Origin of the sequence: Kumtagia ephedrae (assembly GCF_003012745.1) — a bacterium.
Lineage (GTDB): Bacteria > Pseudomonadota > Alphaproteobacteria > Rhizobiales > Rhizobiaceae > Kumtagia > Kumtagia ephedrae.
Map to the genome: position 1 here is coordinate 254009 of NZ_PXYK01000003.1, position 23897 is coordinate 277905.

General features: G+C 66.4%; 23 protein-coding genes. 17 read left to right on the forward strand and 6 right to left on the reverse strand.

What is annotated here, in order from left to right; genetic code table 11:
* The 11 genes from murG (at position 1) to recN (ending at position 13198) form a co-directional block, all read left to right on the forward strand.
* The gene (murG, locus tag C7I84_RS04450; protein WP_106770928.1) at positions 1-1128 is read left to right on the forward strand and encodes an undecaprenyldiphospho-muramoylpentapeptide beta-N-acetylglucosaminyltransferase; all 1128 of its coding nucleotides are present in this window, start codon (positions 1-3) and stop codon (positions 1126-1128) included.
* Positions 1125-2531, forward strand: a complete 1407-nt coding sequence (murC, locus tag C7I84_RS04455) for a UDP-N-acetylmuramate--L-alanine ligase (RefSeq protein WP_106770929.1) — start codon at positions 1125-1127, stop codon at positions 2529-2531. Before murG ends, murC begins: the two co-directional genes overlap by 4 nt.
* On the forward strand, positions 2528-3493 hold the full coding sequence (gene murB / locus C7I84_RS04460; RefSeq protein ID WP_106770930.1) for a UDP-N-acetylmuramate dehydrogenase: 966 nt from the start codon (positions 2528-2530) through the stop codon (positions 3491-3493). The genes murC and murB overlap by 4 nt, the downstream gene beginning before the upstream one ends.
* A 92-nt stretch (positions 3494-3585) precedes the next feature.
* A complete protein-coding gene (locus C7I84_RS04465) occupies positions 3586-4038 on the forward strand; it encodes an NUDIX hydrolase (protein WP_106770931.1) in 453 nt (150 codons plus the stop codon).
* A gap of 290 nt (positions 4039-4328) precedes the next feature.
* The gene (locus C7I84_RS04470; RefSeq protein ID WP_106770932.1) at positions 4329-5255 is read left to right on the forward strand and encodes a D-alanine--D-alanine ligase; all 927 of its coding nucleotides are present in this window, start codon (positions 4329-4331) and stop codon (positions 5253-5255) included.
* A complete protein-coding gene (locus C7I84_RS04475; RefSeq protein WP_106770933.1) occupies positions 5243-6169 on the forward strand; it encodes a cell division protein FtsQ/DivIB in 927 nt (308 codons plus the stop codon). Before C7I84_RS04470 ends, C7I84_RS04475 begins: the two co-directional genes overlap by 13 nt.
* Positions 6166-7476, forward strand: coding sequence for a cell division protein FtsA (gene ftsA / locus C7I84_RS04480; RefSeq protein WP_106770934.1), 1311 nt, complete (start codon positions 6166-6168; stop codon positions 7474-7476). The genes C7I84_RS04475 and ftsA overlap by 4 nt, the downstream gene beginning before the upstream one ends.
* A 68-nt stretch (positions 7477-7544) precedes the next feature.
* Entirely contained in the window at positions 7545-9263 is a 1719-nt protein-coding gene (gene ftsZ / locus C7I84_RS04485; RefSeq protein WP_106770935.1) for a cell division protein FtsZ, read from the forward strand.
* 271 nt (positions 9264-9534) lie between these two features.
* A complete protein-coding gene (lpxC, locus tag C7I84_RS04490) occupies positions 9535-10485 on the forward strand; it encodes a UDP-3-O-acyl-N-acetylglucosamine deacetylase (RefSeq protein ID WP_106770936.1) in 951 nt (316 codons plus the stop codon).
* Positions 10486-10641: 156 nt separating this feature from the next.
* On the forward strand, positions 10642-11511 hold the full coding sequence (locus tag C7I84_RS04495) for an outer membrane protein assembly factor BamD (RefSeq protein WP_106770937.1): 870 nt from the start codon (positions 10642-10644) through the stop codon (positions 11509-11511).
* 10 nt (positions 11512-11521) lie between these two features.
* Positions 11522-13198 (forward strand): DNA repair protein RecN, encoded by a 1677-nt coding sequence (recN, locus tag C7I84_RS04500; RefSeq protein ID WP_106770938.1) that lies wholly within the window; start codon positions 11522-11524, stop codon positions 13196-13198.
* A 9-nt stretch (positions 13199-13207) separates the two neighbouring features.
* Here recN and C7I84_RS04505 read toward each other — a convergent pair whose 3' ends face one another.
* A complete protein-coding gene (locus tag C7I84_RS04505; protein ID WP_133170057.1) occupies positions 13208-13846 on the reverse strand; it encodes a hypothetical protein in 639 nt (212 codons plus the stop codon).
* A gap of 307 nt (positions 13847-14153) precedes the next feature.
* Here C7I84_RS04505 and ligA point away from each other — a divergent pair, with 307 nt between their 5' ends.
* Together ligA and C7I84_RS04515 are read left to right on the forward strand one after the other, a co-directional pair.
* Positions 14154-16367, forward strand: a complete 2214-nt coding sequence (gene ligA / locus C7I84_RS04510; RefSeq protein ID WP_106771000.1) for an NAD-dependent DNA ligase LigA — start codon at positions 14154-14156, stop codon at positions 16365-16367.
* Positions 16367-17056 (forward strand): DUF2461 domain-containing protein, encoded by a 690-nt coding sequence (locus C7I84_RS04515; protein WP_106770940.1) that lies wholly within the window; start codon positions 16367-16369, stop codon positions 17054-17056. The genes ligA and C7I84_RS04515 overlap by 1 nt, the downstream gene beginning before the upstream one ends.
* 104 nt (positions 17057-17160) lie before the next feature.
* Here C7I84_RS04515 and C7I84_RS04520 read toward each other — a convergent pair whose 3' ends face one another.
* On the reverse strand, positions 17161-18000 hold the full coding sequence (locus C7I84_RS04520; protein WP_106770941.1) for a VOC family protein: 840 nt from the start codon (positions 17998-18000) through the stop codon (positions 17161-17163).
* 204 nt (positions 18001-18204) lie between these two features.
* On the opposite strand from C7I84_RS04520, the gene C7I84_RS04525 reads away from it, so the two are divergent.
* Positions 18205-18954 (forward strand): AzlC family ABC transporter permease, encoded by a 750-nt coding sequence (locus C7I84_RS04525; RefSeq protein ID WP_106770942.1) that lies wholly within the window; start codon positions 18205-18207, stop codon positions 18952-18954.
* Entirely contained in the window at positions 18951-19247 is a 297-nt protein-coding gene (locus C7I84_RS04530; protein WP_106770943.1) for an AzlD family protein, read from the forward strand. The genes C7I84_RS04525 and C7I84_RS04530 overlap by 4 nt, the downstream gene beginning before the upstream one ends.
* A gap of 44 nt (positions 19248-19291) precedes the next feature.
* Here the strand turns inward: C7I84_RS04530 and C7I84_RS04535 are convergent, their stop codons facing one another.
* Positions 19292-21136, reverse strand: coding sequence for an aminopeptidase P family protein (locus C7I84_RS04535; RefSeq protein ID WP_106770944.1), 1845 nt, complete (start codon positions 21134-21136; stop codon positions 19292-19294).
* 202 nt (positions 21137-21338) lie between these two features.
* On the opposite strand from C7I84_RS04535, the gene C7I84_RS04540 reads away from it, so the two are divergent.
* Entirely contained in the window at positions 21339-21521 is a 183-nt protein-coding gene (locus tag C7I84_RS04540) for a hypothetical protein (RefSeq protein ID WP_106770945.1), read from the forward strand.
* A gap of 37 nt (positions 21522-21558) precedes the next feature.
* Here the strand turns inward: C7I84_RS04540 and C7I84_RS04545 are convergent, their stop codons facing one another.
* Genes C7I84_RS04545 through C7I84_RS29905 form a run of 3 tightly spaced genes read right to left on the reverse strand, consistent with a single transcriptional unit; the run spans position 21559 to position 23243 of the window.
* Positions 21559-22431 carry a 50S ribosomal protein L11 methyltransferase gene (locus tag C7I84_RS04545; RefSeq protein ID WP_106770946.1) on the reverse strand — a complete coding sequence of 291 codons (873 nt, stop codon included), beginning with the start codon at positions 22429-22431 and terminating at the stop codon, positions 21559-21561.
* Positions 22432-22447: 16 nt separating this feature from the next.
* Complete coding sequence (locus C7I84_RS04550; RefSeq protein ID WP_106770947.1) at positions 22448-23026, reverse strand: SCO family protein; 579 nt, start codon at positions 23024-23026, stop codon at positions 22448-22450.
* A 55-nt stretch (positions 23027-23081) separates the two neighbouring features.
* On the reverse strand, positions 23082-23243 hold the full coding sequence (locus C7I84_RS29905) for a hypothetical protein (RefSeq protein ID WP_165815978.1): 162 nt from the start codon (positions 23241-23243) through the stop codon (positions 23082-23084).
* A 134-nt stretch (positions 23244-23377) separates the two neighbouring features.
* Between C7I84_RS29905 and C7I84_RS04555 the strand changes: the two genes are divergently transcribed.
* A complete protein-coding gene (locus C7I84_RS04555; protein WP_106770948.1) occupies positions 23378-23866 on the forward strand; it encodes a CreA family protein in 489 nt (162 codons plus the stop codon).
* The last annotated feature ends 31 nt before the right edge of the window (positions 23867-23897 follow it).

Genomic DNA, 23897 nt, shown 5'->3' on the forward strand with positions numbered 1-23897 from the left:
ATGGCGAAGGGGACGATCCTGCTGGCTGCCGGGGGAACGGGTGGCCATCTCTTTCCTGCCGAGGCGCTGGCCCACGAACTGGCGGCGCGCGGCTGGTCGGTGCATCTGGCGACCGACGGCCGCGCCGAGCGTTATGCCGGCAGCTTTCCGGCCGAAGCCGTCCATCCGATCGCCTCGGCGACCATCGGAGCCCGCAACCCGGTGGCGCTGCTTCGCGCCTTCTGGACGATCTGGCGAGGCGTGCGCCAGGCCTCCGCGGTGATCGGCAGGATCAAGCCTGCCGTCGTCATCGGCTTCGGCGGCTATCCGACCGTGCCGCCGCTCTATGCCGCGACCCGCCGCAAGGTGCCGACGCTGATCCACGAGCAGAACGCGGTGATGGGGCGCGCCAACAAGGCGCTGGCAGGCCGCGTCGACGCGATCGCCGGCGGTTTCCTCGAAAAAGGCGACAGCGGCGTCGCGGCGAAGATCGTTGCCACCGGCAATCCCGTCCGCCCGGCCGTGCTGGAGGCGGCAAGGCAGCCGTATGATGCTCCGCAAGTCGGAGGACCGTTCCGGCTGCTGGTGTTCGGCGGCAGCCAGGGCGCGCAGTTCTTCTCGGAGGCGGTCCCCGCGGCGATCGCGAAACTCTCCGAGGGTCAATGCAGGCGGCTGAGCGTCGTGCAGCAGGCCCGCAAGGAGGACGCCGAGCAGGTCAGGCAGGCTTATGCGGATCTGGGCGTTCCGGCCGAAATCTCGCCCTTCTTCACCGACATGGCGGCGCGCATCGCCGCCGCCCATCTCGTCATGTCGCGTTCCGGCGCCTCGACGGTCTCGGAGATCGCCGTTATCGGCCGGCCGGCGCTGCTGGTGCCCTTTCCGCATGCGCTCGACCACGACCAGGCGGCCAATGCAGCGGCGTTGGCTGCGGTGGGTGGGGCGGAAGTGCACCCCCAGGCGACGTTGTCGGCGGAGCGCATCGCCGAGCTGATCGGCGGGCTGATGGACGACCCGGCGCGGCTCTCCGCTATGGCATCTGCCGCGAAGTCAGCCGGCAAACCGGATGCGGCGCGGTTGCTCGCCGACCTCACAGAGGCTATTGCCGAAGGGAGGACGACAAGCGAATTCGGACAGGGAGCGCGCTCATGAAGATGCCGCAGAGCATCGGACCGGTGCATTTCATCGGCATTGGCGGCATCGGCATGAGCGGCATCGCCGAAGTGCTGCGCAATCTCGGCTACCGCGTGCAGGGCTCCGACCAGGCCGACGGCGCCAATGTGCAGCGGCTGCGCGACAACGGCATCGAGTGCTTCGTCGGCCACCGCGCCGAGAATCTTGGCGATGCCGAGGTGGTCGTCGTGTCGACGGCGATCAAGAAGTCCAATCCCGAGTTGATGGCGGCGCGCGAAAAACTGCTGCCGATCGTGCGGCGCGCCGAGATGCTGGCCGAGCTGATGCGCTTCCGTCAGGCCGTCGCCATCGGCGGCACGCATGGCAAGACGACCACCACCTCCATGGTGGCGGCGCTGCTCGATGCCGGCGGGCTCGACCCGACGGTCATCAACGGCGGCATCATCAACGCCTACGGCACCAATGCCCGCATGGGCGCCGGCGACTGGATGGTGGTGGAGGCCGACGAGAGCGACGGCACCTTCCTGAAGCTGCCCGCCGACATTGCCGTCGTCACCAACATCGATCCCGAGCACCTCGACCACTATGGCAGCTTCGACAAGGTGCGCGAGGCGTTCCGGCAGTTCGTCGAGAACGTGCCGTTCTACGGCTTCGGCGTCATGTGCACCGACCATCCGGAAGTGCAGACGCTGGTCGGCCGCATCGAGGACCGCAGGGTCATCACCTACGGCGAGAACGCGCAGGCAGACGTGCGCTTCAGCCGGCACCGCATGACCAATGGCTCGTCGCTGTTCGACGTGATCATCCGCAACCGCAAGACGGGCGCGGATACGGCGATCCCGGATTTGCTCCTGCCGATGCCCGGCCGCCACAACGTGTCGAACGCCACTGCCGCGATTGCCGTCGCATACGAACTCGGCCTCTCCGCCGATGCCATCCGCAAGGGCCTGTCGACCTTCGGCGGCGTCAAGCGCCGTTTCACGCCGACCGGCACGTGGAACGGGGTGCGCATCTTCGACGACTACGGCCATCACCCGGTCGAGATCAAGGCGGTGCTGCGGGCGGCGCGCGAGGCGACCGAAGGCAGGGTGATCGCCATCACCCAGCCGCACCGCTTCACGCGGCTGCGCGATCTGTTCGACGATTTTTCCGCCTGCTTCAACGATGCCGACACCATCCTCGTGGCGCCTGTCTATGCGGCGGGCGAGGACCCGATCGAAGGCGTCAATTCGGAAACCCTGGCGCAGCGCATCCGCGCCGGCGGCCATCGCGACGCCCGCTACATCGAGGGGCCGGCGGCGGTGGCGCCCGTGGTGCGCGAACTCGCCAGGCCGGGCGACTTCGTCGTCTTCCTCGGCGCCGGCAACATCACGCAATGGGCCTACGCCCTGCCCGGGGAACTGGGCGGCGAGGCGGCATGACGCGCGGCCAGGATCTTCTTGCCGGCCTCGGCGACAGGCTTGCCGGCCTGCGTGGCCGTATTACCGCCGATGCGGAGATGGACAAGATCACCTGGTTCCGCGCCGGCGGCACCGCCGATGCGCTGTTCCAGCCGGCCGACGAGAAGGACCTTGCCACCTTCCTGAAGGCCGTGCCCGAGGAAATCCCGATCACCGTCGTCGGCATCGGCTCCAATCTGCTGGTGCGCGAAGGCGGCATCCCCGGCTTCGTGGTGCGGCTGTCGGCCAAGGGTTTCGGCGAGGCGGAACTGGCTGCGCCGACGCGCATCCGCGCCGGGGCGGCCACTCCGGACAAGCGCGTCGCGGCGCTGGCGCTTGAGGCGGGCATCGGCGGCTTTCATTTCTATCACGGCATTCCCGGCGCCATCGGCGGAGCGCTGCGCATGAATGCCGGTGCCAACGGCGTCGAGACGCGCGAGCGCGTCGTCGAGGTGCGGGCACTCGACCGCAAGGGCAAGGTCCACAAGCTGTCCAATGCCGATATGGGCTATGCCTATCGATATTCCTCGGCGCCTGCCGAGCTGATCTTCACATCGGCGTTGTTCGAGGGTTTTGCCGAGGAGCGCGACGCCATCAAGGCGGCGATGGACGCGGTGCAGCATCACCGCGAGACGGTGCAGCCGATACGCGAGAAGACCGGGGGATCGACCTTCAAGAATCCCGAAGGAACCTCGGCGTGGAAGGAGATCGACAAGGCCGGCTGCCGCGGCTTGATGATCGGTGGGGCGCAGATGTCGCCGATGCATTGCAACTTCATGATCAACACCGGCAACGCCACCGGCTACGACCTCGAATTTTTGGGCGAAACGGTACGGGCGCGGGTTCTCGAAACGTCCGGAATACGGCTGCATTGGGAGATCAAGCGCATCGGCCGCTTCAAGCCCGGGCATGAGGTGCAGGAGTTTTTGGGGCAGTTGTTGTAGGCCGCCGGGACGTTTCCCGGTTACATAGTCGCTGGCTCCCGGGGGCCTTTGAACTCTCCTTTCCCGCCATGCGCGAGCGGAAGGAATGCCAAATGGCGAAGCTGAGCGCAGGCGTTCTCGTTTACCGGCGGACCGCTGGTGCGGTGGAGGTGCTGCTGGTGCATCCCGGCGGCCCTTTCTGGCGCCTGAAGGATCTGGGTGCCTGGTCGATCCCAAAGGGCGAGTATGTCGAGAGCGAGGACCCGGAAGCCGTGGCGCGCCGGGAATTCACCGAGGAGACGGGATGGACGCTCGACGGCGATCTTGCCCCGCTCGGAACGGTCCGCCAGGGCGGTGGCAAAGTGGTGACCGCCTTCGCAGCGGAGGGCGACTTCGATGTAAATACCCTTCAGAGCAATGCGTTCGAACTGGAATGGCCACCACGCAGCGGCCGGATTCAGTCCTTTCCCGAAGTCGATCGCGCGGCCTGGTTCCGACCTCAAGAGGCGACCGAAAAGATGATCGTCGGGCAGAGGCCGCTTCTGCGGCGCCTGCCGCGGTCGTGAGCGAATGCAGCGTGGGTGGCGTCCGCCGCAGCATCGCGATCAGGTACCAGCCGCAACCTGCGGTGAGTCCAAAATGCCATAGTCGGCCGGCGAATTTCTGTCAGGAAGTCACGAATTTCGATTTCCCGGAAATCAATGCTTGCCACGGAATCCATGGTCTGATTCTTTGGCTTGAAAGCGTTTCCTGATTTGAGTCGTGTGGTGCGTAGCTGGCGAGGAGGCTCGCCGGAACGGCCGGGACTCTGTCCGGACGCGATGGTGGTGCGTAGCGCTCGAGGGGATTGCGGAGTATGTCGAAAAAGCACGTTGCTGTTCTCCATGGCGGTTTCTCGTCGGAGCGGCCCGTGTCTCTTTCGTCGGGCAATGCCTGCGCCGATGCGCTGGAGGCGGCGGGCTACAGGGTTACCCGGGTCGATGTCGGCCGTGACATCGGCGCGGTGCTGGCCGAGCTCAAGCCGGACGTCGCCTTCAATGCGCTGCACGGGCCGTTCGGCGAAGATGGGACCATCCAGGGTGTGCTGGAGTTCCTCTCCATTCCCTACACGCATTCCGGTGTGCTCGCCTCGGCGCTGGCCATGGACAAGGAGCAGGCGAAGAAAATCGCTAGGGCAGCGGGGATTCCTGTTGCGGAATCGCGGATCATGGATCGCCATGCCATCCAGAACCAGCATCCGATGAAGCCGCCCTATGTCGTGAAGCCGGTCAATGAGGGGTCGAGCTTCGGCGTCGTGATCGTCAAGGAGGGGCAATCCTTCCCGCCGCAGGTCATCTCCTCGCCGGATTGGAAATATGGCGACCGCGTCATGGTCGAGCGCTACGTCCACGGGCGCGAGCTCACCTGCGCCGTCATGGGCGATGTGGCGCTCGGCGTCTGCGAGATCGTGCCGACCGGCCATTCCTTCTACGATTACGACTCGAAATATGCGCCGGGCGGATCAAAACACGTCGTTCCCGCTAAAATTTCACTAAATATTTACCAAAAGATACAGACACTGGCCCTCAAGGCTCATCAAGCAATCGGCTGCCGGGGCGTCTCCCGGTCGGATTTCCGCTACGACGATCGCCATTCCGAAAATGGCGAGGTCGTGTGGCTGGAGGTCAATACCCAGCCCGGCATGACGCCGACGTCGCTCGTACCGGAGATTGCCGCTGAAGCGGGCCATTCCTTCGGTGAATTGTTGAGTTGGATGGTGGAGGACGCGTCGTGTTCGCGTTGAGGGCGGGGCAGGGCAGGAGGGCGGCGGGCGTGCCGGGCGCCTCCTCGCAGGCTGACCGCTTCGTGCTGCCGCGCTGGCTGCGGCGGCCGGTCAGGCTGTTCGCGCGGCTCGGCACCGGCGACTTCGTCCCGCCGCGCTTTGCTGCAACCATGGCGACGGCGGCGCTGTTCGCCGTCACCGGTGTTTACGGAACCTATGTCGGTGGCCGGATGCTGGAAGTGGCGCAGGCGGTTACCGCGCGCACCGGCTTTGCTGTCGACCAGGTGAGGGTCGTCGGGCATCGCGAAACGTCCGAGATCGACATCCTCGAAAAGCTCGACCTGACCGGCTGGACCTCGCTGATCGGCTTCGACGTCGACGATGCGCGGGACCGTGTCGCGGCGCTTCCCTGGGTCGAGGTCGCCTCCGTGCGCAAGGTCTATCCGGAGACGCTCGAAATCCGCATCACCGAGCGCGAGCCCTTCGCCATCTGGCAGCACGACAACCAGCTCTCCATCATCGGCAGGAAGGGCAATGTGATCGTGCCGTTCACCGGCGGGCGCCATGCCGATCTGCCGCTCGTCGTCGGGGCCGGGGCGGCGGAACGCGCGGCGGCCTTTGTCGACGAGATGGCGAAATATCCCGATCTCGCCGCGCGCGTGAAGGGCTACATCCTGGTCGCCGGCCGTCGCTGGGATCTGCGGCTGGACAATGGCATGACCGTTAGGCTGCCCGAGGCTGGAGTGGATGCGGCGGTCGCGGCGCTTTTGCGCATGGAACGGGAGCAGAGCCTGTTCAAGCGCCAGCTGGCGGCCATCGATCTCAGGTTTTCCGACCGCCTGGTGCTGCAGCTCACGCCCGAGGCGGCCGAAAGCCGGCAGGCCGATATCGCCAATGCCGGCAAGAAGAAATCCAAGCCGGAGAAGCGCATATGAGTTGGCTTGGCGGACAGAAGGACGGCAGCCAGCGCAAATCCGGCATCGTCACCGTGCTCGATGTCGGCTCGAGCAAGATCTGCTGCGTGGTCGCCCAGCTGAAGCCCTGCGAGCCCAGCCAGCTGCTGCGCGGCCGCACCCACAAGATCAGGGTGATCGGGATCGGCCATCAGAAGTCGCACGGCGTGAAGTCGGGCGTGGTCGTCGATCTCGACCGCGCCGAGCAGGCGATCCGGCTCGCCGTCGACGCGGCCGAGCGCATGTCGGGACTGACCGTCGATTCCCTTCTCGTCAATCTGACCTCGGGGCGTCTCAAGAGCCATGCCTATTCCGCCACCGTCAATCTCGGCGGCCATGAGGTCGACGAGGGCGACATAAGGCGGGTGCTCGCCGCCGGCGCCAAGCAGGCGCTGAAGGCCGAGCGCGAGGTGGTGCACGCGCTGCCCGTCGCATTCTCGCTCGATGCCGAGCGCGGCGTGCGCGATCCGCGCGGCATGGTCGGCGAGACGCTCGGCGTCGACATGCATGTGCTCACCGGCGACGCCGCGCCGCAGCGCAACCTCGAGCTCTGCGTCAACCGCTCGCACCTGTCGGTCGAGCGACTGGTGGCGACGCCTTATGCCAGCGGCCTTGCCGCGCTGGTCGACGACGAGCTCGAAATGGGCGCGGCCTGTATCGACATGGGTGGCGGCACGACGACGATCTCGGTCTTCGCCGACGGCAAGTTCGTGCATGCGGATGCGATCGCCATCGGCGGCACGCATGTGACGCTCGACATGGCCAAGGGCCTGTCCACGAGCTTCGACGATGCCGAACGCCTGAAGGTCATGCATGGCTCGGCGCTGCCGGGCAGTGCCGACGATCGGGACATCGTGACGGTGCAGCCGATCGGCGGAGACGAGACCGACATCCATCTGCAGGTGCCGCGCTCGGTGATGACGCGCATCATCCGGGCCCGCGTCGAAGAGACGCTGGAGCTGCTGCGCGACCGGTTGAACAAGTCGGGCTACGGCAATGTCGTGGGTAAGCGCGTGGTGCTGACCGGCGGCGCCAGCCAGCTTGCCGGGCTGCCGGACGCGGCGCGACGCATTTTAGGCCGCAATGTCCGGGTGGGACGCCCGCTCGGCGTGGCAAGCTTGCCCGAAGCTGCCAAGGGGCCGGCTTTTTCGGCTGCGGTCGGCTTGATGATTTATCCGCAGGTCGCCAGTTTCGAGGACGACAGAATCAGCGGCAACACGAGATTGCGCATGAGCGGGACGGGCGGCCGGCTGCAGCGCATGGGTCAGTGGTTGAGAGACAGTTTCTAGTATTCGGCGGGGCAAGCCCCAGAAACAGCCGCGGCGGCGATGCGGCAGGAAGGCAGAGGACGAAAGAAATGCCCATTAATCTCCAGAGACCGGACATCACCGAGCTCAAGCCCCGGATCACCGTGTTCGGCGTCGGGGGTGGCGGCGGCAATGCCGTCAACAACATGATCACGGCGGGTCTTCGCGGCGTCGATTTCGTTGTTGCGAACACCGACGCGCAGGCGCTCACCATGTCGAAGTCCGAGCGGCTGATCCAGCTCGGCGCGCATGTCACCGAAGGCCTCGGCGCCGGCTCGCAGCCGGAAGTCGGCCGCGCCGCCGCCGAGGAGTGCATCGACGAGATCGTCGACCACCTCTCCAACACGCATATGTGCTTCGTCACCGCCGGCATGGGTGGTGGCACCGGCACCGGCGCTGCCCCGGTGGTCGCCAGGGCGGCCCGCGAAAAGGGCATCCTCACCGTCGGCGTCGTCACCAAGCCGTTCCATTTCGAAGGCCAGCGCCGCATGAAGACCGCTGACTTCGGCATCGAGGAGCTGCAGAAGAGCGTCGATACGCTGATCGTCATTCCGAACCAGAATCTGTTCCGGCTCGCCAATGACAAGACCACCTTCGCCGACGCCTTCGCCATGGCCGACCAGGTGCTCTATTCGGGCGTCGCCTGCATCACCGACCTGATGGTCAAGGAAGGCCTGATCAACCTCGACTTCGCCGACGTGCGCTCCGTCATGCGCGAGATGGGCAAGGCGATGATGGGCACCGGCGAGGCCTCCGGCGAGGGCAGGGCGATGGCGGCGGCGGAAGCCGCGATCTCCAACCCGCTGCTCGACGAGACCTCGATGCGCGGCGCCAAGGGCCTGCTGATCTCGATCACCGGCGGCCGCGACCTGACGCTGTTCGAGGTCGACGAGGCTGCGACCCGCATCCGCGAGGAAGTGGATCAGGATGCCAACATCATCCTCGGCGCCACCTTCGACGAAGAACTCGAGGGCGTGATCCGCGTGTCCGTGGTGGCGACCGGCATCGACAAGTCGGCCGAGCAGATGGCACAGGCGCCGATCGCCATCCGCCAGGCGCCGCCGAAGCCGCAGCCGCGTCCGGTCGCGGACGGCAGGGTCGCCCCGGCGGAAGCGCCGCGCGCCGACATGCGTGCTGCCGACCCGGTCGCCGAGGCGATCCGCATGGCCGAACAGAACGCCGCGACGGCGGCGGCGCGTCCGCAGCCTGCTGCGGCCGAGGACTTCCGGCCGCAGAGCAAGCTGTTCCAGGCGCAGCAGCCGGAGCCCGTCGCGGTCCGCCAGCCGGCGCCGCAGCCGGCCGCGCCGGTCCAGATGGCCGAGGAGATGCAGCCTGTCGTCCTGCAGCCTGTTGCCGCTCAGCCGGTCGAAGCCGTGCAGCGTCAGGCCCCGGCGCCGCAGCCGGCTGCCGCCGCCCCGCGCATGCCCAGGGTCGAAGACTTTCCGCCGATGGTGAAGGCGGAGGCGGAAGCCAAGGCCCGTCCTGCCGAGCAGGAGGATCGCGGTCCGATCGGCCTGCTCAAGCGGCTGACGGTCGGCCTGACCCGCCGCGAGGAGGAGCCGGCACGGCTCGAGCCGGCGCAGCCGCGCGAGCCCAGACTGCGCCAGCCGGCACCCGAGGCGCGTCGCCTCGGCAGCCAGGACCCGCAGGTCTACGCCCCGCGTCGCGGCCAGCTCGATGACCAGGGCCGGCTCACGCCGCAGGCGCGCGCGACTCATGAGGACGACCAGCTCGAGATTCCCGCATTCCTTCGCCGGCAGGCGAACTGAGGCGTAAACGCTCGTTAACAAAACGGCGCGGAAGGGTTTTTCACCACCCATCCGCGCCGTTTGTTTATGAAGGATAATCAAGGCGTTACCGTTGCCGCGCGACGCCGCTCGGCGGTAACACAGAGTAAGAAACCGTGATTTGGAGAGAGCCTTCCGGAAGACTATCTTCGCCACCGAAAGATGGCAGGAATTGGACTGCGGAAAGCCGCTTCTGCCGAGACGAAATATCCGCGGGTTGGGAAGGGTCCGCGGTCTTGAGCATGAATGGCTTATGGGGACGAATTTGCACGACTATCAGACCACGGTGAAATCGTGCGTGACGCTGTCCGGCATTGGCGTCCACAACGGCAAGCCGGTGACGATCCGCTTCCTTCCGGCCGACCCGGATACGGGAGTCGTCTTCGTCTATAGCGGCGAGCAGGGTGCGGGCCGCCAGGTTCCGGCCCTGGTTTCGGAAGTCGGCGCGACCGCCTTCTGCACGGTGCTGGGCGCGCCGTCGGGCTTTCACGTGGCCACCGTCGAGCATGTGATGGCGGCGCTGTTCGGCCTCGGTATCGACAATGTCGTGGTCGAGATCGACGGCAACGAAGTGCCGGTCATGGACGGCAGCGCGGCGCCTTTCGTCGACGCCCTCGATCAGGCCGGTATCGAGACGTTGGATGCCAAGCGCCGTTATATCCGCGTGGTGAAGCCGGTGCGCATCGACAGCGGTGCGTCCTGGGCGGAGTTCCGGCCGTATCGCGGCACCCGCTTCGAGATCGAGATCGACTTCGACAGCGCGGCAATCGGGCGCCAGGCCTTTGCCACCGACATCGAGCCCACCGCTTTTCGGCGCGATATCGCGCGGGCACGGACCTTCGGCTTCATGCGCGACGTCGAGAGACTGTGGGCCGCGGGCTACGCGCTGGGCTCCTCGCTCGAGAACTCGATCGTCATCGGTGACGACAACCGGGTCATCAACATGGAAGGCCTGCGCTACGTCGACGAGTTCGTGCGTCACAAGACGCTCGACGCGATGGGCGACCTCGCGCTGGCCGGCGCACGCTTCATCGGCAGCTTCCGCTCCTTCCGCGGTGGCCACCGGCTCAATGCAGCGGCGCTCAGGCACCTGCTGTCCGATCCCACGGCCTTCGAGATCGTCGAGACCGGCCGCCGTGCGCGTGGCCGCACCGCGGAGCTGATCGCGGTGAACGCGCCGGTCTACGCGCCCTGGGTCCTGTGATCCGAAACCCCGGGCGTTTCTCCGGCATCGGGCCGAAACTGCGGCAGGTGCCACAAAAAAGCGCCATTGCGTCCGGATAGCGTTGCCGTCGCGAGCCGTTGTGGTTATGGCTGCTCGCCTTCGGTTTTGCCGACGCCAGAGGGGCGATTCGAAAACATGTCGTTTACGCGTGCTGCCACGGAAATCCACCGCAACGGGCGCATCCTGCTCGCCTTGGCCGCGCTTGGCGCGCCGCTCGTGCTGTCGGCATGCATGTCCACCGAAGCGGATGTCGACCTCGCCACCTATGTCGAGCAGACCGAGCCCGCGGACGTTCTCTACAATCAGGCTCTCGCCAATCTCGATGCCGGCCGGCTGACCGAAGCCAGCCGCAAGTTCGAGGCGATCGACCGCCAGCATCCCTATTCCGAATATGCCCGCAAATCGATGGTTATGGGCGCCTTCGCCAACTACCGCCAGGGCAAGTATGACGAGGCGATCAACGCCGCCAAACGCTATGTGACGCTCTATCCCTCTTCTCCGGATGCGGCTTACGCGCAGTATATCGTCGGGCTTTCCTATTTCCGTCAGATCCGCGACGTGACGCAGGACCAGAAGGAATCGCGCAACACCATCCAGGCGATGGAGGAACTGGTGCAGCGCTGGCCTGAGTCCGAATATGTCGACGATGCCCGGCAGAAGATCCGTGTCGCCCGCGACCAGCTCGCCGGCAAGGAGATGCAGACGGGCCGCTACTATCTGGAACGGCGCGAATACATCGCCGCGGTCAAGCGCTTCCGCTACGTGATCGAGAACTATGCCAATACGCGTCACGTCGAAGAAGCGTTGTCGCGTCTGACGGAAGCCTATTACGCGATGGGCCTGACCACCGAGGCGCAGACGGCGGCGGCCGTGCTCGGCCGCAACTATCCGGACAGCCAGTGGTACAAGGATTCCTACAAGCTGCTGCAGTCGGGCGGTCTGGAGCCACGCGAAAATTCCGGATCGTGGATATCCAGGGCCGGAGCACTCATCACCGGCGCCTGACGGCTTTCGCATGCTTTCGCGCCTTTCGATCCGCGACATCGTCCTGATCGACCGGCTGGACATCGATTTCGCGCCCGGCCTGTCGGTGCTCACCGGCGAGACCGGCGCCGGCAAGTCGATCCTCCTCGACGCACTGTCGCTGGCGCTCGGCGCGCGCGGCGACGCGTCCCTGGTGCGGCATGGCGCGGCGCAGGGCCAGGTCACCGCGGTGTTCGACGTGCCGCGCAATCATCCGGCCCGCGCCATCCTGGCCGACAACGCCATCGACGACGACGGCGACGTCATCCTGCGCCGGGTGCAGACGGCGGACGGGCGCACCCGCGTCTTCGTCAACGACCAGCCGTCGAGCGTCGGCCTTATGCGCGACATCGGCCGGGCGCTTGTCGAGATCCATGGACAGCACGACGAGCGCGCCTTGGTCGACGCCGGCGCGCATCGCGAGTTGCTCGACTCTTTCGGCGGCCATGTAGGCGAGGCCGAAGCAACCGCCGCCGCCTGGCGCCGCTGGCGCGACGCCGAGCAGGAGCTTGCCCGCCACAAGGCGAAGGTCGAGGCGGCGGCGCGGGAAGCGGATTTCTTGCGCGCTTCCGTGACCGAATTGTCGAAGCTCGATCCCCAGCCGGGGGAGGAAACCGACCTTGCCGAGATGCGTGCTTCGATGATGCGCGTGGAGAAGGTCGCTTCCGAGATCCAGGACGCGCAGGACGTGCTGTCCGGCTCGAATTCGCCGCTGCCGCAGCTTGCCAGCCTGTTGAGGCGGCTGCAGCGCAAGGCGCCGGAGGTGCCGGATCTGCTCGACGACGTGGTCAAGGCGCTGGACGAGGCGCTGATCTCGCTCGATGTGGCGCAGTCCGGCATCGACGCGGCATTGCGGGCGACCGAATACGATCCGCAGAAGCTGGAGCGCGCCGAGGAGCGGCTGTTTGCGCTGCGCGCCGCCGCCCGCAAGCACAATGTCCAGGTCGACGATCTCGCGCAGCTGCGCGACGCCATGGTCGCCGACCTCGCCGACCTCGATGCGGGCGAGGAGAGGCTGAGGGCGCTGGAGGCGCAATCCGCGGCGGCGCGTGCCGCCTACGACGATCAGGCGGCGCATCTGTCGGAACTGCGCAGGTCGGCGGCGTCGGCGCTCGAAGCCGCGGTCATGGCCGAACTGCCGGCGCTCAGGCTGGAGCGCGCGGCCTTCATCGTCGAGATATCGACCGAGCGGGAGAGCCGTGCCGAGGAAGGCAACGACCAGGTCGAGTTCTGGGTGCGCACCAATCCCGGCACGCGGCCCGGTCCGATGATGAAGGTCGCCTCCGGCGGCGAGCTGTCGCGCTTCCTGCTGGCGCTCAAGGTGGCGCTGGCCGATCGCGGCTCGGCCCCAACGCTGGTGTTCGACGAGATCGATTCGGGCGTGGGCGGCGCGGTCTCCGACGCCATCGGACAGCGGCTGGGGCGGCTGTCGCAGCGTGTGCAGGTGCTGACCGTCACGCACGCGCCGCAGGTTGCGGCGCGCGCCGAGACGCATTTCCTGATCTCGAAGTCGGGCGGACTCGACCGCGTGTCGACCACCGTGCGGGAGATCGACCGGCCGTCGCGCCAGGAGGAGATCGCCCGCATGCTGGCCGGCGAGACCATCACAGAGGAGGCGAGGGCGGCCGCCGAGCGCCTGCTCAGGGAGAATGTCGCGGCCGCTTCCTGACGCCGGTCGTCACGCCACAGGGCGGGAAATATCCATCCCGTAGCGGGCGAACAGCCTGATCACACCGTTGAATTCGTATCTGTTGATGTAGTCGAGCAGTGTTTTGCGCTTGTCGGCGCTGAATTGCGTCTGCGGTCCTTTTGGATCGCCGATGACCTTCAGCCAGTAGGAGAAGTGGTCGGCAAAGTCCTCGGGAGCGATGACCTCCTTCGAGATCAGCGCCTCGATTCGTTCGAGGCGGCCGAGAAACCGGTCGAAGACGTCGCGGACGTAGTGTTCTCTGCCGGAGAACACATATTGCGGATCGTAGTTGCCTTCGGGCGTCGTCTTGGCAAAGATGTCCTTCTCGGGATCATAGCCGGGAACCTCCTTCCGCCGGACCGAATGGTGGCGGAGAGCCAAGTGGAAATCCTGCGGCTCTATCTTGATCTTCTCCACGCCACCGGAGAGTTTCTCATAGCCGATGTAGCAGGTGCTGTAGTCCAGCAGCCGTTCGGCGATGGAAACCGATCTGTCGGTGTGGAACTTCTCCATCTCATCGGCGGCCTTGATCGCGCTCGCCTGCCCGCTGTTGCGCCAGTACCGCCAGAGTCCTGCGGCGGCAGTCACCGCAGCCAGAGTGAACGTTGCCCAATCCGCATCCAGCATGACGGCCCCCGAAGCCCGTGCGATCATTACTTGGATATCACGTTATAGTTGTATTTTGAAGGTATTTTATCAAATTTCCGGAGGTTTTTCCTTTTAAAGCAATGCGATGTGATCGTTTTACAATCAAAGATTGTAGACGGTAGCTTGTGACTGAGGTCCAATTCGAGGTGCTCGGTGGGGCACTGTCGGCACAGCCCGAGTCAGAACCTGTCAACAGCAGCGGTCCTCCTCGGCCAGGAGCCTCCCTTGCGCGGCGAAACTGAACTAACGTGCCGGCGGCATTTGTTGCGGAAGGAAAGCCATGTCGGTGAACGAGAAATCCGTCGAAGACCTCACCCAGGCCGAGGCCGCCGAGGAACTCGCGCGGCTCGCCGCCGAGATCGCCAAGCATGACCGGCGCTATCACGGCGAGGATGCGCCGACGATTTCGGACGCCGAATACGATGCGTTGAGGCTGCGCAATGCGGCGATCGAACAGCTTTTCCCGGACCTGGTGCGGCCGGACAGCCCGACCGGGTCGGTTGGAGCGCCGCCTGCGGAAGGCTTTGCCAAGGTACGCCACGCCGTGCCGATGCTCAGCCTCGCAAAAGCCTATACCGATCAGGATGTTGTCGATTTTCTTGAGCGGGCGAAACGCTTCTTCGAACGTGACAAGGATTTCGACATCGCTTTCACGGCCGAGCCGAAGATCGACGGGCTGTCGGCCTCGCTGCGCTACGAGAAGGGCGTGTTCGTCCAAGGCGCCACGCGCGGCGACGGCACGGTCGGCGAGGACATAACCGCGAACCTGAAGACCATTGCCGACATTCCGCACAGGTTGCGAGGGACAGGCTGGCCGGAAGTCATCGAGATCCGTGGCGAGGTATACATGACCTATGCGGAGTTCCAGGCGCTCAAGCAGCGTTCGGCCGCGGTCGGCGGCCAGGACTACGTCAATCCGCGCAATACCGCGGCGGGTTCGCTGCGTCAGAAGGATCCGTCGGTCACGGCCAGCCGCAACCTCAAATTCTTCGCCTATGCCTGGGGCTACACCACCGGGGACCCGGCGCCGACACAGTACGAATCGGTGCGGAAATTCGCCGACTGGGGTTTCCGGATCAGCCCGCTGATGATCCGCGCCAAATCGGTCGACGAACTGATCGCGCACTACAAGCTCATCGAGGCGCAGCGCTCCTCGCTCGGCTACGACATTGACGGCGTCGTCTACAAGGTCGACCAGCTGGAGCTGCAGCGCCGCTGGGGTTTCGTGACGGGCGAGCCACGTTGGGCTGTCGCGCACAAGTTCCCGGCGGAACAGGCAACCACCGTCTTGCGTCAGATCGACATCCAGGTGGGCCGCACGGGTACGCTGGCGCCGGTTGGACGGCTCGACCCGGTGACCGTCGGTGGCGTCACCGTCGTCAACGTGACACTCCACAACGAGGACTATATCGCCGGGATCGACAGCAACGGGTTGCCCATCCGCGGCGAAGAACCCATCGACGTCCGCATCGGCGATACCGTCGTCATCCAGCGGGCAGGGGACGTCATTCCGCAGATCGTGCGTGTCGTGCTGGAAAAGCGGCCAGACGATGCAAAGCCTTATCGGTTTCCCGACAAATGCCCGGTCTGCGGTTCCCCGGCCACACGCGAGATCAACGAGAAGACCGGCAAGGAGGATTCACGGCGGCGCTGCACTGGCGAACTGATCTGCCCGGCGCAGGCGGTGGAAGCGCTGCGCCACTTCGTGTCGCGCGGCGCAATGGACATCGAGGGCCTCGGCACGGAAAATATCGATCTTTTCTTCAACAACGGCCTGGTCAAGACCGCCGCCGACATCTTTACGCTGAAGGACAGGCGTTCGGATGTTCAGCGGGCGCTTGCGGAACGCCGGGAGGAGCAGGCGCGGCAGCGCGAGGCGGCCTCGGGCAAGACGCGCAAGAACGCGCGCGGCGCGGAGGAGCGCAATTTCGAAGGACTGGAGAAGCTCTTTGGGGCAATCGACGCGCGGCGCGAGCCGGAACTCGACCGCTTCATCTTCGCGCTCGGCATTCGCCACATCGGCGAGACCACGGCCGCGCTGCTGGCGAAGACGTTTTCGACCGTCGAGGAATTCATTCGCGTCGGCAAGGAGACGGCCGCTGCGGAGGATCCGCACACCGTGTTTCCATCGATCAACGGCATCGGCGGCACCGTCATCGGCGCGCTCGTCGATTTCTTCGGCAACGAGCGCAACGACGCGGTGCTTGACGCGCTGCTCGCCCAGGTTCGCCCTAAACCCTACGTGGTCAGCATAGCGGCCGGCAGCCCGGTGGCGGGCAAGACCGTCGTCTTCACCGGCTCGCTTGAAAAGATGTCGCGCGGTGAAGCGAAGGCGATGGCCGAACGGCTGGGCGCCAAGGTCGCCGGTTCGGTGTCGGCCAAGACAGACCTGGTGGTCGCCGGCCCCGGCGCGGGCTCCAAGCTGAAGCAGGCGACGGAGCTCGGCATCGAGGTCATCGACGAGGACGCCTGGTTCGAGCGCGTCGCCGGATCATCGTGATGGGCGCGGAATTCAAGGGATTCGGCAAGGACGCAATCCCCTTCCTCAAGGCGCTCGGGTTCCATCAGAGCCGCGAGTGGTTCCAAGAGAACCGCGAGCTTTTCGAGCGCGCGCTGCGGGAGCCGTTCGGCGACCTCGTTGAGACGCTGACCGAACGTTTCGGCGCCCTCGGACTTGGTCTCAGGGGCGACCGCAAGAAGTCGATGTTCCGGATCACGCGGGACGTCCGCTTTGCCAAGGACAAGCGGCCCTACAACCAGCATCTTTCGGCAATCCTGTCGCCCGATGGCTCGAAGTCGTCGGAAGGTGTCCTGTTCGTCTATGTCGGCGTCGACCGGTGCTTCGCCGGTGTGGCTTGGTGGCAGCCGCGGCCGGAGCTTTTGCAGGCGATGCGCAGCGCCATCGTGGCGCGTCCGGACGAATTCCGCGCGATGTCGGACGCCTTGCGCAGCAACGGTCTCGTGCTCGACGATGACGAACGCCTGAAGTGGCTGCCGCGCGGCTTCGAACAGGTAGCCGAGGCGGATCTCGGTGAAGCCGTCCGCAACCGCCATTTCGTGACCCGCCATGACATCGACCCGGCGGGCATCCACGGCCCGGACTTCGTCGAGGAGCTTGTCGACTTCACGCTTCGGGCGAAACCGCTGCTCGACTGGGGCAGGGCGATCGAGAAGCATCCTCCTCGGTAGATGTTCGCCGGACCCGGAGTTCACGAAAACCGTGGCGAAGCCGAGATCGAGGGAGGACCTGACGTCCAATCGCTTCCGCTTCTGCTTATGTCTCCGCCTGTCATCTACGCCATGAACGCCAGCGCCGTGCCGCAGCAGCGATCCGGCGGAAGCACCAGCCGGTCGCCCACCTCCATCAGGCCGAGGCCGCCGAAAAAGGTCAGGTCGCGGCAGGCGACGGTGAGCCCGGCGAGGTGCGGGCCGTCCTCGGGATGCGGCGGCGCCACGCCGAAGGCGCTGCGGAACGTTTCGGGCGAAGCCAGCACGATCGTGCCGGCAGCAGTCCTGATCTCGATGCGGTCGGCCAGACGCTCGGCGGCCGCTCCCGCCAGCGTCTCGAAATAGCCTGCGAGCTCCTCCGCGTCGGCGCCGCTCATCCACACGTCGGCGACGCCTCGCGCCGTGTTGGCGTGCCGCTGGTACTCGGCCTGCGCAAAATAGCCGGGCGAAAAATGCTGGCAGGCGAAGGTGCCGAGCCAGGGCGCGGCCGGGCTGGAGGCGAAGGCGAGCGAGAAGCCGACCGTCACGTCCTCTCCACCGGCTGTCTTCGCCGGCCGCGAGAAGTCGAAGCGCTCGTAGGTGCGCAGACCCGCCGCACGCCAGCGTGCAATGTTGGCATCCGCGTCCTGTGTGCCAAGCGCCAGCATGGAAAAACCGTCATGCCGCGCCAGGTAGTCGCGGTTGAAGGCGGCAAAGGAGAAGCGCGCCGGCCCATGTTCGGGAACCTGTTCCGGTGCCGCTAGCGACAGCAGCTCGAGATAGTTTCCCTCGAGCTGGATCGCCGTGTTGGCGGTGCCGAAGGGGTGCCGGGCAGCCGGACAGAGCGTGAAGCCGAGCGCCCCGTAGGTGGCGCGCATTGCGCCAAGGTCGTGCCCGGCAAGCACGAGATGATCGATCTTGTTCATGCGGATTCTCACGATGCGTGCGGCGCGACGGTAGCTCACGGTCCGTGCCGCGGGCAATCGCTGTGCTGGCCGGTATCCGGGTAATGCCCCCGACGCGCCTTTCGAGCGACTGCTCCAGTCAGCAGCGCTGAAGACTGGTTCAGCCGAATTCGCGTGACTTTGCCAAGCCGGCTCCCTACCTAGCGCTCAATCTCCGGAGCCGCCATGTCGACCGATGCGACCATCGAAGAGGACGCCGAGCGTCCGGCCAGCCGCGACTTTCTCGACGGCGCGCGGCTGGGCGTGCCGGTCATCGTGTCGTCCGCGCCATTCGCCATGCTGTTCGGCGCGCTGGCGGTGGCGAACGGGCTGAGCGTCTTCGAGGCCACGCTGATGAGCCTCACCGTGTTCGGCGGTGCCAGCCAGATGGTCGGCATCGAGCTGTTCGGCCAGAAGGTGGCGCCGTGGCTGATCGTGCTGTCGATCTTCGCCGTCAATTTCCGCCATGTGCTCTATTCCGCCGCCATCGGCAGCCGGCTGGCGCATTGGCCGGTGTGGCAGCAGGCGGCCGGCTATTTCCTGCTGACCGATCCGCAATTCGCGCTGGCCGAGGCACGCGCCGAGAGCGGGCGCAAGGTCGGTTTCGTCTGGTACATGGGCGCGGCCATGCCGGTCGGCGTGTCCTGGGTCTCCTGCACCTGGGTGGGTGCCGCCTTCGGCAGGCTGGTGCCGAACCCGCAGGCGCTCGGCCTCGATTTCCTGCTGCCGATCTATTTCCTCGGCATCGTCATGGGTTTCCGCAAGCGCCCGCTCTGGCTGCCGATCGTCCTTGTCAGCGGCGTCGCCTCGATCCTCGCCTACAAGTTCGTCGGCTCGCCCTGGCATGTGTCGCTGGGCGCGGTCGCCGGCATCGCGATCGGCGCCATCTTCGGTCCGGCACCGGGCAAGGTCGAAGCCGAGGAGCCGACGCCATGAGCACGACCGTCTGGATCATCCTGGCGGCCGCGGTCGCGACCTATCTGACGCGCGTCGGCGGCCATCTCGTGCTGTCGCGCTTCGAGACCGTGCATCCGCGCGTCGAGGCGGGCCTCAACGCCGTGCCGGCGGCGGTGCTGACGACGCTGGTCGCGCCGGCCATGCTCACCGCGGGCCCGGCCGAGTGGATAGCACTCGCCGTCGGCGGGCTGGTCGCTTTGCGCGGCGGCCTGCTGACGATGTTCCTCGCCGGGGCCGCGGTGCTGATCGTCCTGCGTCAGTTCATGGCCTGACGCCGCCCAAAGCGCCTTCCGCTAGGTCGAGACGACCTTCGCCATCATCCCTTGTGGTCGTGCGGCAATGGCGCCGCCGCCGCCTCCAGCCAGGCGAGCGTCTCGCCGTCGAGCATCGGGCCGATCTCGGCGAGCACGCGGGCGTGGTAAGCGTCGAGCCAGTGCAGCTCGTCGCGGGTCAGCAGGTCGGTGAGCAGCATCCGCTTGTCGAAGGGCGCCAGCGTCAGCGTCTCGAAGCCGTGCATCGCGATGTCGCCGCCCTCGAGGGATCCCTCCGGAGTCACCAAGATCAGGTTCTCAAGCCGGATGCCGTAATGGCCCTCCTTGTAGTAGCCCGGCTCGTTGGAGAGGATCATGCCGGCGAGCAGCTTCTGCACGCCGGTCTTGGCGATGCGCTGCGGCCCCTCGTGGACGGAGAGATAGGAGCCGACGCCGTGTCCGGTGCCGTGGGCATAGTCGAGGCCGCGCTCCCACAGGGCGGCGCGGGCAATTGCGTCGATGTCGGCGCCGCGCGTGCCTGCCGGGAAACGCAGCATCGAGATGCGGATCATGCCCTTCAGCACCAGCGTGTAGCGCTCGCGCATCTCCTCGGTCGGGGTGCCGATCGGCACGGTGCGGGTGATGTCGGTGGTGCCGTCCTGGTATTGACCGCCGGAATCGATCAGGAACAGCTCGCCGTCACGAAGAACGCGATTGGTGGCGCGCGACACGCGATAGTGCATGATCGCGCCGTTCGGGCCGGCGCCGGCGATGGTGGCGAAGGAGATGTCGCGCAGCGGCATCTGCGTCTCCTCGCCGACACCGCGGCGGAAGCCTTCCAGCCGCTCCACCGTGGCGATCTCGTCGATCGAGCCCGGCTGCTGCCGGTCCAGCCAAGCGAGCATTTTCGTGATCGCCGCGCCGTCGCGCCGGTGGGCGGCGCGCGTGCCGGCGACCTCGGCGGCGTTCTTGGTGGCGCGCGGAATGCGGGCGGGATCGAGCGCCTCGACCACCGTGCCGCCATTGTCGGCGACGAGCTGGCGCAGCCGCTCCGCCGCCAGCGCCGGGTCGAGCGCCACGCGCGCGCCGGACCGGGCGAGCGCCACGAGATCTCCCTCCAGCGCGGAAGGCGGCCGCAGATCGGCGAGCTGGGTCAGGTAGGCCTCCGGCTCGATCGGCAGCTTGCGCTTGTCGAGGAAAACCTTGTGCGATCCGTCCGCCGCCAGGATGGCGAAGCCGAGCGCCAGCGGCGTATGCGGCACGTCGGAGCCGCGGATGTTGAAGGTCCAGGCCAGCGAGGACGGGTCGGTCAGCACGGCATGGGTGGCGCCCTGCTTGTCGATGTCGGCCGCGAGCCGCGCCAGCTTCTCCTTGGCCAGTTCACCGGCGAAGGCGGCCGGATGGATCTCGACCGGCCGCAGCGGAGCGGGCGGCTGTCCGGCCCACAGCGCGTCGATCGGGTTCTTGTCGACAGCAACCAATTCCGCGCCCTTCGCCTCGAGCGCGGTGCGCAGCGCCTTGGTGTCGCCGATCGTGTGCAGCCAGGGATCGAAGCCGAGGCGCAGGCCCTTGGCAGCATTCTCCTTCAGCCAGTCCGGTGGCGGGTTGGTGATCAGGCTTTCGATGGCGAACACCGCCGGATCGACCTGTTGCTGCGCCTGCAGCGTGTAGCGGCCGTCGACGAAGAGCAGGGCGCGGTCACCGAGGATGAGCGCGACACCGGCGGAGCCGCTGAAACCGGTCAGCCAGCGCAGCCGCTCGGAGCGCTCGGCGACGTATTCGCCCTGGTGCTCGTCGGAGCGGGGCACGATGAAGCCGCCCAGCTGCCGCGTCGCCAGCCATTCGCGCAATTGCCGCACCCTGTCCGCCCCGAGCGTGGGATCGCTCACCTCGTCGAAGGTCTGGAACATGGCGAGCCTCCTTGCCGGATTCGAATGCGCGACCCTATCGCCGGCCCGGGAGCAAGGCAACGCGGCCGACGCTCGCGCGGCGTTGCCGCGACGGAACGCAAACCAGGATGGGAGCCATGCACAATCCGCACTTCAAGGTTTGTGCGGTGCACCATATCTTGTGAGGCGTGGAGGACATGTTTCGTTCCGAAGGAGAACGTCGATGACCACCCGTGCTGCTCCCGGTTTCTTCAAGTCCGCTCTCGACGCGTTTGTCCGCGCCCGCCAGGCGCAGGCTGACCGCTATGTGGCGGGCGTGCTGCTGTCGATGGACGACGAGACGCTGCATGCCGGCGGCTACGACCGTGCCGACCTCAGGAAGCGGGCGACGGTCTCCCATCTGTAAGGACTGCGGTCCGCGGCATCGGACGCATCGCCGCGCTTCAGCGTTTCAGGTGCAAGGTCACCCAGCCCTCGCGGGGCAGGGTGCGGACGTGGCGGAAGCGCTGCGCCGAATAGGCTGCGACAACGGCATCGCGCTGGCGTTCGAGAATGCCGGACAGGATCAGCGATCCACCCGGCGTCAGATGGGCAGCCATCCGCGGCGCAAGCTGCATGAGCGGCCGCGCCAGGATGTTGGCGACGATCAGGTCGAAGGGCCCGGCGTGCCCGAACACCGGATGATGGAAGCCCGGTGCTGTCGCGGTGTGGACGAAGGCGGAAACGCCATTCAGGCGCGCATTCTCCGCCGCCACCTTGGTCGCCACCGGATCGATGTCGGTCGCCAGCACCGGGATGTGTGCCATCTTCGCCAATGCGATCGCGAGCACGGCGCTGCCGGTGCCGAGATCGAGCGCGTTAGCCGGGCGCTCGCGTCGCACCACCGCCCCGATCATGTCGAGGCAGCCTGCCGTCGTGCCGTGATGGCCGGTGCCGAAGGCCAGTCCCGCTTCGATCTCGATGGCGAGATCGCCGATGCGGCGGCGGTGGCGGTCGTGCGAGCCATGCACGAAGAAGCGGCCGGCGCGCACCGGCTTCAGGCCTTCCAGGGAGCGTGCCACCCAGTCGACGTCCGGCAGTTTTTCCTGCGAGATCGTTTCCGGCTCGCCGTGCTCGCGCAGGATTTCGGCTAAGCGCCGTTGCGCGTCGGCGGTGTCGCCGTCGACATAGAGCGAGATTTCCTGGGTGTTCTCGGCTTCGTCCAGCTCGATGACGGCGAGCGGCAGCCCATCCTCCTCGAAGGCGGCCTCGAGTGCCGGGAACAGCCGCCCGGCAGCGTCTCTGCCGGCGGTGAAGAAAAGCCGCGTCTGGGTCATCGATGCGCGCGGCCGCTCAGCCTTCGGCGACAAGGCGCTTGAGCTTGGCGATCGCCGCATCCGGGTCCTCGCCATAGGAGATCGTGCCGAAGAAGCCGCCATTGCGGTCGAGAAGCAGGATCGAGGCGGTGTGATCCATCGTGTAGTCGCCGTCTTCCAGCGGCACCTTGCGCGAAAAGATCTTGAAGGCTTTGGTCATCTCCGCGACCTTCTGCGGATCGCCGGTGATGCCGGTGATGCGGTCCGATACGTTGCCGACATAACGGTCCATCGCTTCCGCCGTGTCGCGCTCGGGATCGACGCTGACGAAATAGGCGCGGATGTCCTTGCCCTCGTCGCCGAGCTTCTTCAGCCAGCTGTCGAGCTCGACCAGCGTGGTCGGGCAGACCTCCGGGCAGTGGGTGAAGCCGAAGAACACAGCCGATGGCTGGCCGCGGAACGCCTTCTCGGTGATCTCCGCGCCCTTCTGGTCGACCAGGGTGAAGGGCGCGCCGAAGGCCTCGGCGCTGCTGCGGGCACGGTACCAGTCGAAGGTGAGCCAGCCTACGCCGGCCGCCATAAGAACCAGAATGCCGACGAGTATGGTTCGCATCATGTTGGCTTGGCCTGTCGGGTAAGCTTTTCGTTGCCTGGCTGTGCCTGCCGTCCGCCTAGAAGCACCAGGAGAGGCCGGACTGGATCATCGTCACCAGTATGTCGGAGCCCTGCGCCGCCCAGGCGGCGAAAGCCGCGCCGGTGGCGGCTGCCGCGACGGCGACTGCGGCGGCATACTTGACCGCGGACGGCAGGTGAATCTTGGCGAGCGACGTCATGGTTGGAAGATAGCGCCGGCGGCGGGCAGGTGAAAGAGGCCATCTTGACGCTGCCGCGGCGACAGGGCTTGCATTCGACCGGCGACCGTACCAACTCTCAAGTCCTTTGGTGTTCGACCTTGAGGAGATCGTCCATGCGTTGCATCGCGCTCTGTCTCGCGACAGCCTTTTTCGGCATATCGGCCGGCTCGGCCTTTGCCCAGCAGGTCGGCGAGGTCGGGGTCGACTGGTTCGGCAACGACATCATCGTGGAGGCGATCAAGGACCCGAAGGTCGACGGCGTCACCTGCCACGTGTCCTATTTCGACCGTGGCGTCGTCGACCGGCTGCAGAAGGGCAACTGGTTCGAGGACCCGTCCGATTCGGCGATCTCCTGCGAGCAGACCGGGCCGATCACCATCCGCGACATCGAATTCGGCCAGGGTGGCGAGGAGGTGTTCAAGCAGGGCATCAGCCTGATCTGGAAGAAGCAGGTGGTGAACCGCATCTATGACAAGGCCAACCAGACGCTGATCTATCTCTCGCATTCCAGGCAGGTGCAGGACGGCTCGGCCAAGATGGCGATCTCCACCGTTCCCCTCTACGGCCAGGAGGTCGTGTGGACGAACGGCAAGCCGCAATGAGGCCGCGCACCCCGCCGGCGCTCGTCCGGGG

Bases quoted from the DNA above. Each gene is read 5' to 3' on its own strand.
- C7I84_RS04505 (WP_133170057.1), bottom strand. From the start codon at position 13,846: ATGCTGGATGCGGATTGGGCAACGTTCACTCTGGCTGCGGTGACTGCC.
- C7I84_RS29905 (WP_165815978.1), bottom strand. From the start codon at position 23,243: ATGACGTCGCTCGCCAAGATTCACCTGCCGTCCGCGGTCAAGTATGCC.
- C7I84_RS04535 (WP_106770944.1), bottom strand. From the start codon at position 21,136: ATGTTCCAGACCTTCGACGAGGTGAGCGATCCCACGCTCGGGGCGGAC.
- ftsZ (WP_106770935.1), top strand. From the start codon at position 7,545: ATGCCCATTAATCTCCAGAGACCGGACATCACCGAGCTCAAGCCCCGG.
- C7I84_RS04470 (WP_106770932.1), top strand. From the start codon at position 4,329: ATGTCGAAAAAGCACGTTGCTGTTCTCCATGGCGGTTTCTCGTCGGAG.
- murG (WP_106770928.1), top strand. From the start codon at position 1: ATGGCGAAGGGGACGATCCTGCTGGCTGCCGGGGGAACGGGTGGCCAT.
- C7I84_RS04555 (WP_106770948.1), top strand. From the start codon at position 23,378: ATGCGTTGCATCGCGCTCTGTCTCGCGACAGCCTTTTTCGGCATATCG.
- C7I84_RS04465 (WP_106770931.1), top strand. From the start codon at position 3,586: ATGGCGAAGCTGAGCGCAGGCGTTCTCGTTTACCGGCGGACCGCTGGT.
- murB (WP_106770930.1), top strand. From the start codon at position 2,528: ATGACGCGCGGCCAGGATCTTCTTGCCGGCCTCGGCGACAGGCTTGCC.
- recN (WP_106770938.1), top strand. From the start codon at position 11,522: ATGCTTTCGCGCCTTTCGATCCGCGACATCGTCCTGATCGACCGGCTG.
- C7I84_RS04545 (WP_106770946.1), bottom strand. From the start codon at position 22,431: ATGACCCAGACGCGGCTTTTCTTCACCGCCGGCAGAGACGCTGCCGGG.
- murC (WP_106770929.1), top strand. From the start codon at position 1,125: ATGAAGATGCCGCAGAGCATCGGACCGGTGCATTTCATCGGCATTGGC.
- C7I84_RS04525 (WP_106770942.1), top strand. From the start codon at position 18,205: ATGTCGACCGATGCGACCATCGAAGAGGACGCCGAGCGTCCGGCCAGC.
- C7I84_RS04550 (WP_106770947.1), bottom strand. From the start codon at position 23,026: ATGATGCGAACCATACTCGTCGGCATTCTGGTTCTTATGGCGGCCGGC.
- C7I84_RS04515 (WP_106770940.1), top strand. From the start codon at position 16,367: ATGGGCGCGGAATTCAAGGGATTCGGCAAGGACGCAATCCCCTTCCTC.
- C7I84_RS04520 (WP_106770941.1), bottom strand. From the start codon at position 18,000: ATGAACAAGATCGATCATCTCGTGCTTGCCGGGCACGACCTTGGCGCA.
- C7I84_RS04540 (WP_106770945.1), top strand. From the start codon at position 21,339: ATGACCACCCGTGCTGCTCCCGGTTTCTTCAAGTCCGCTCTCGACGCG.
- C7I84_RS04530 (WP_106770943.1), top strand. From the start codon at position 18,951: ATGAGCACGACCGTCTGGATCATCCTGGCGGCCGCGGTCGCGACCTAT.
- ftsA (WP_106770934.1), top strand. From the start codon at position 6,166: ATGAGTTGGCTTGGCGGACAGAAGGACGGCAGCCAGCGCAAATCCGGC.
- lpxC (WP_106770936.1), top strand. From the start codon at position 9,535: ATGGGGACGAATTTGCACGACTATCAGACCACGGTGAAATCGTGCGTG.
- C7I84_RS04495 (WP_106770937.1), top strand. From the start codon at position 10,642: ATGTCGTTTACGCGTGCTGCCACGGAAATCCACCGCAACGGGCGCATC.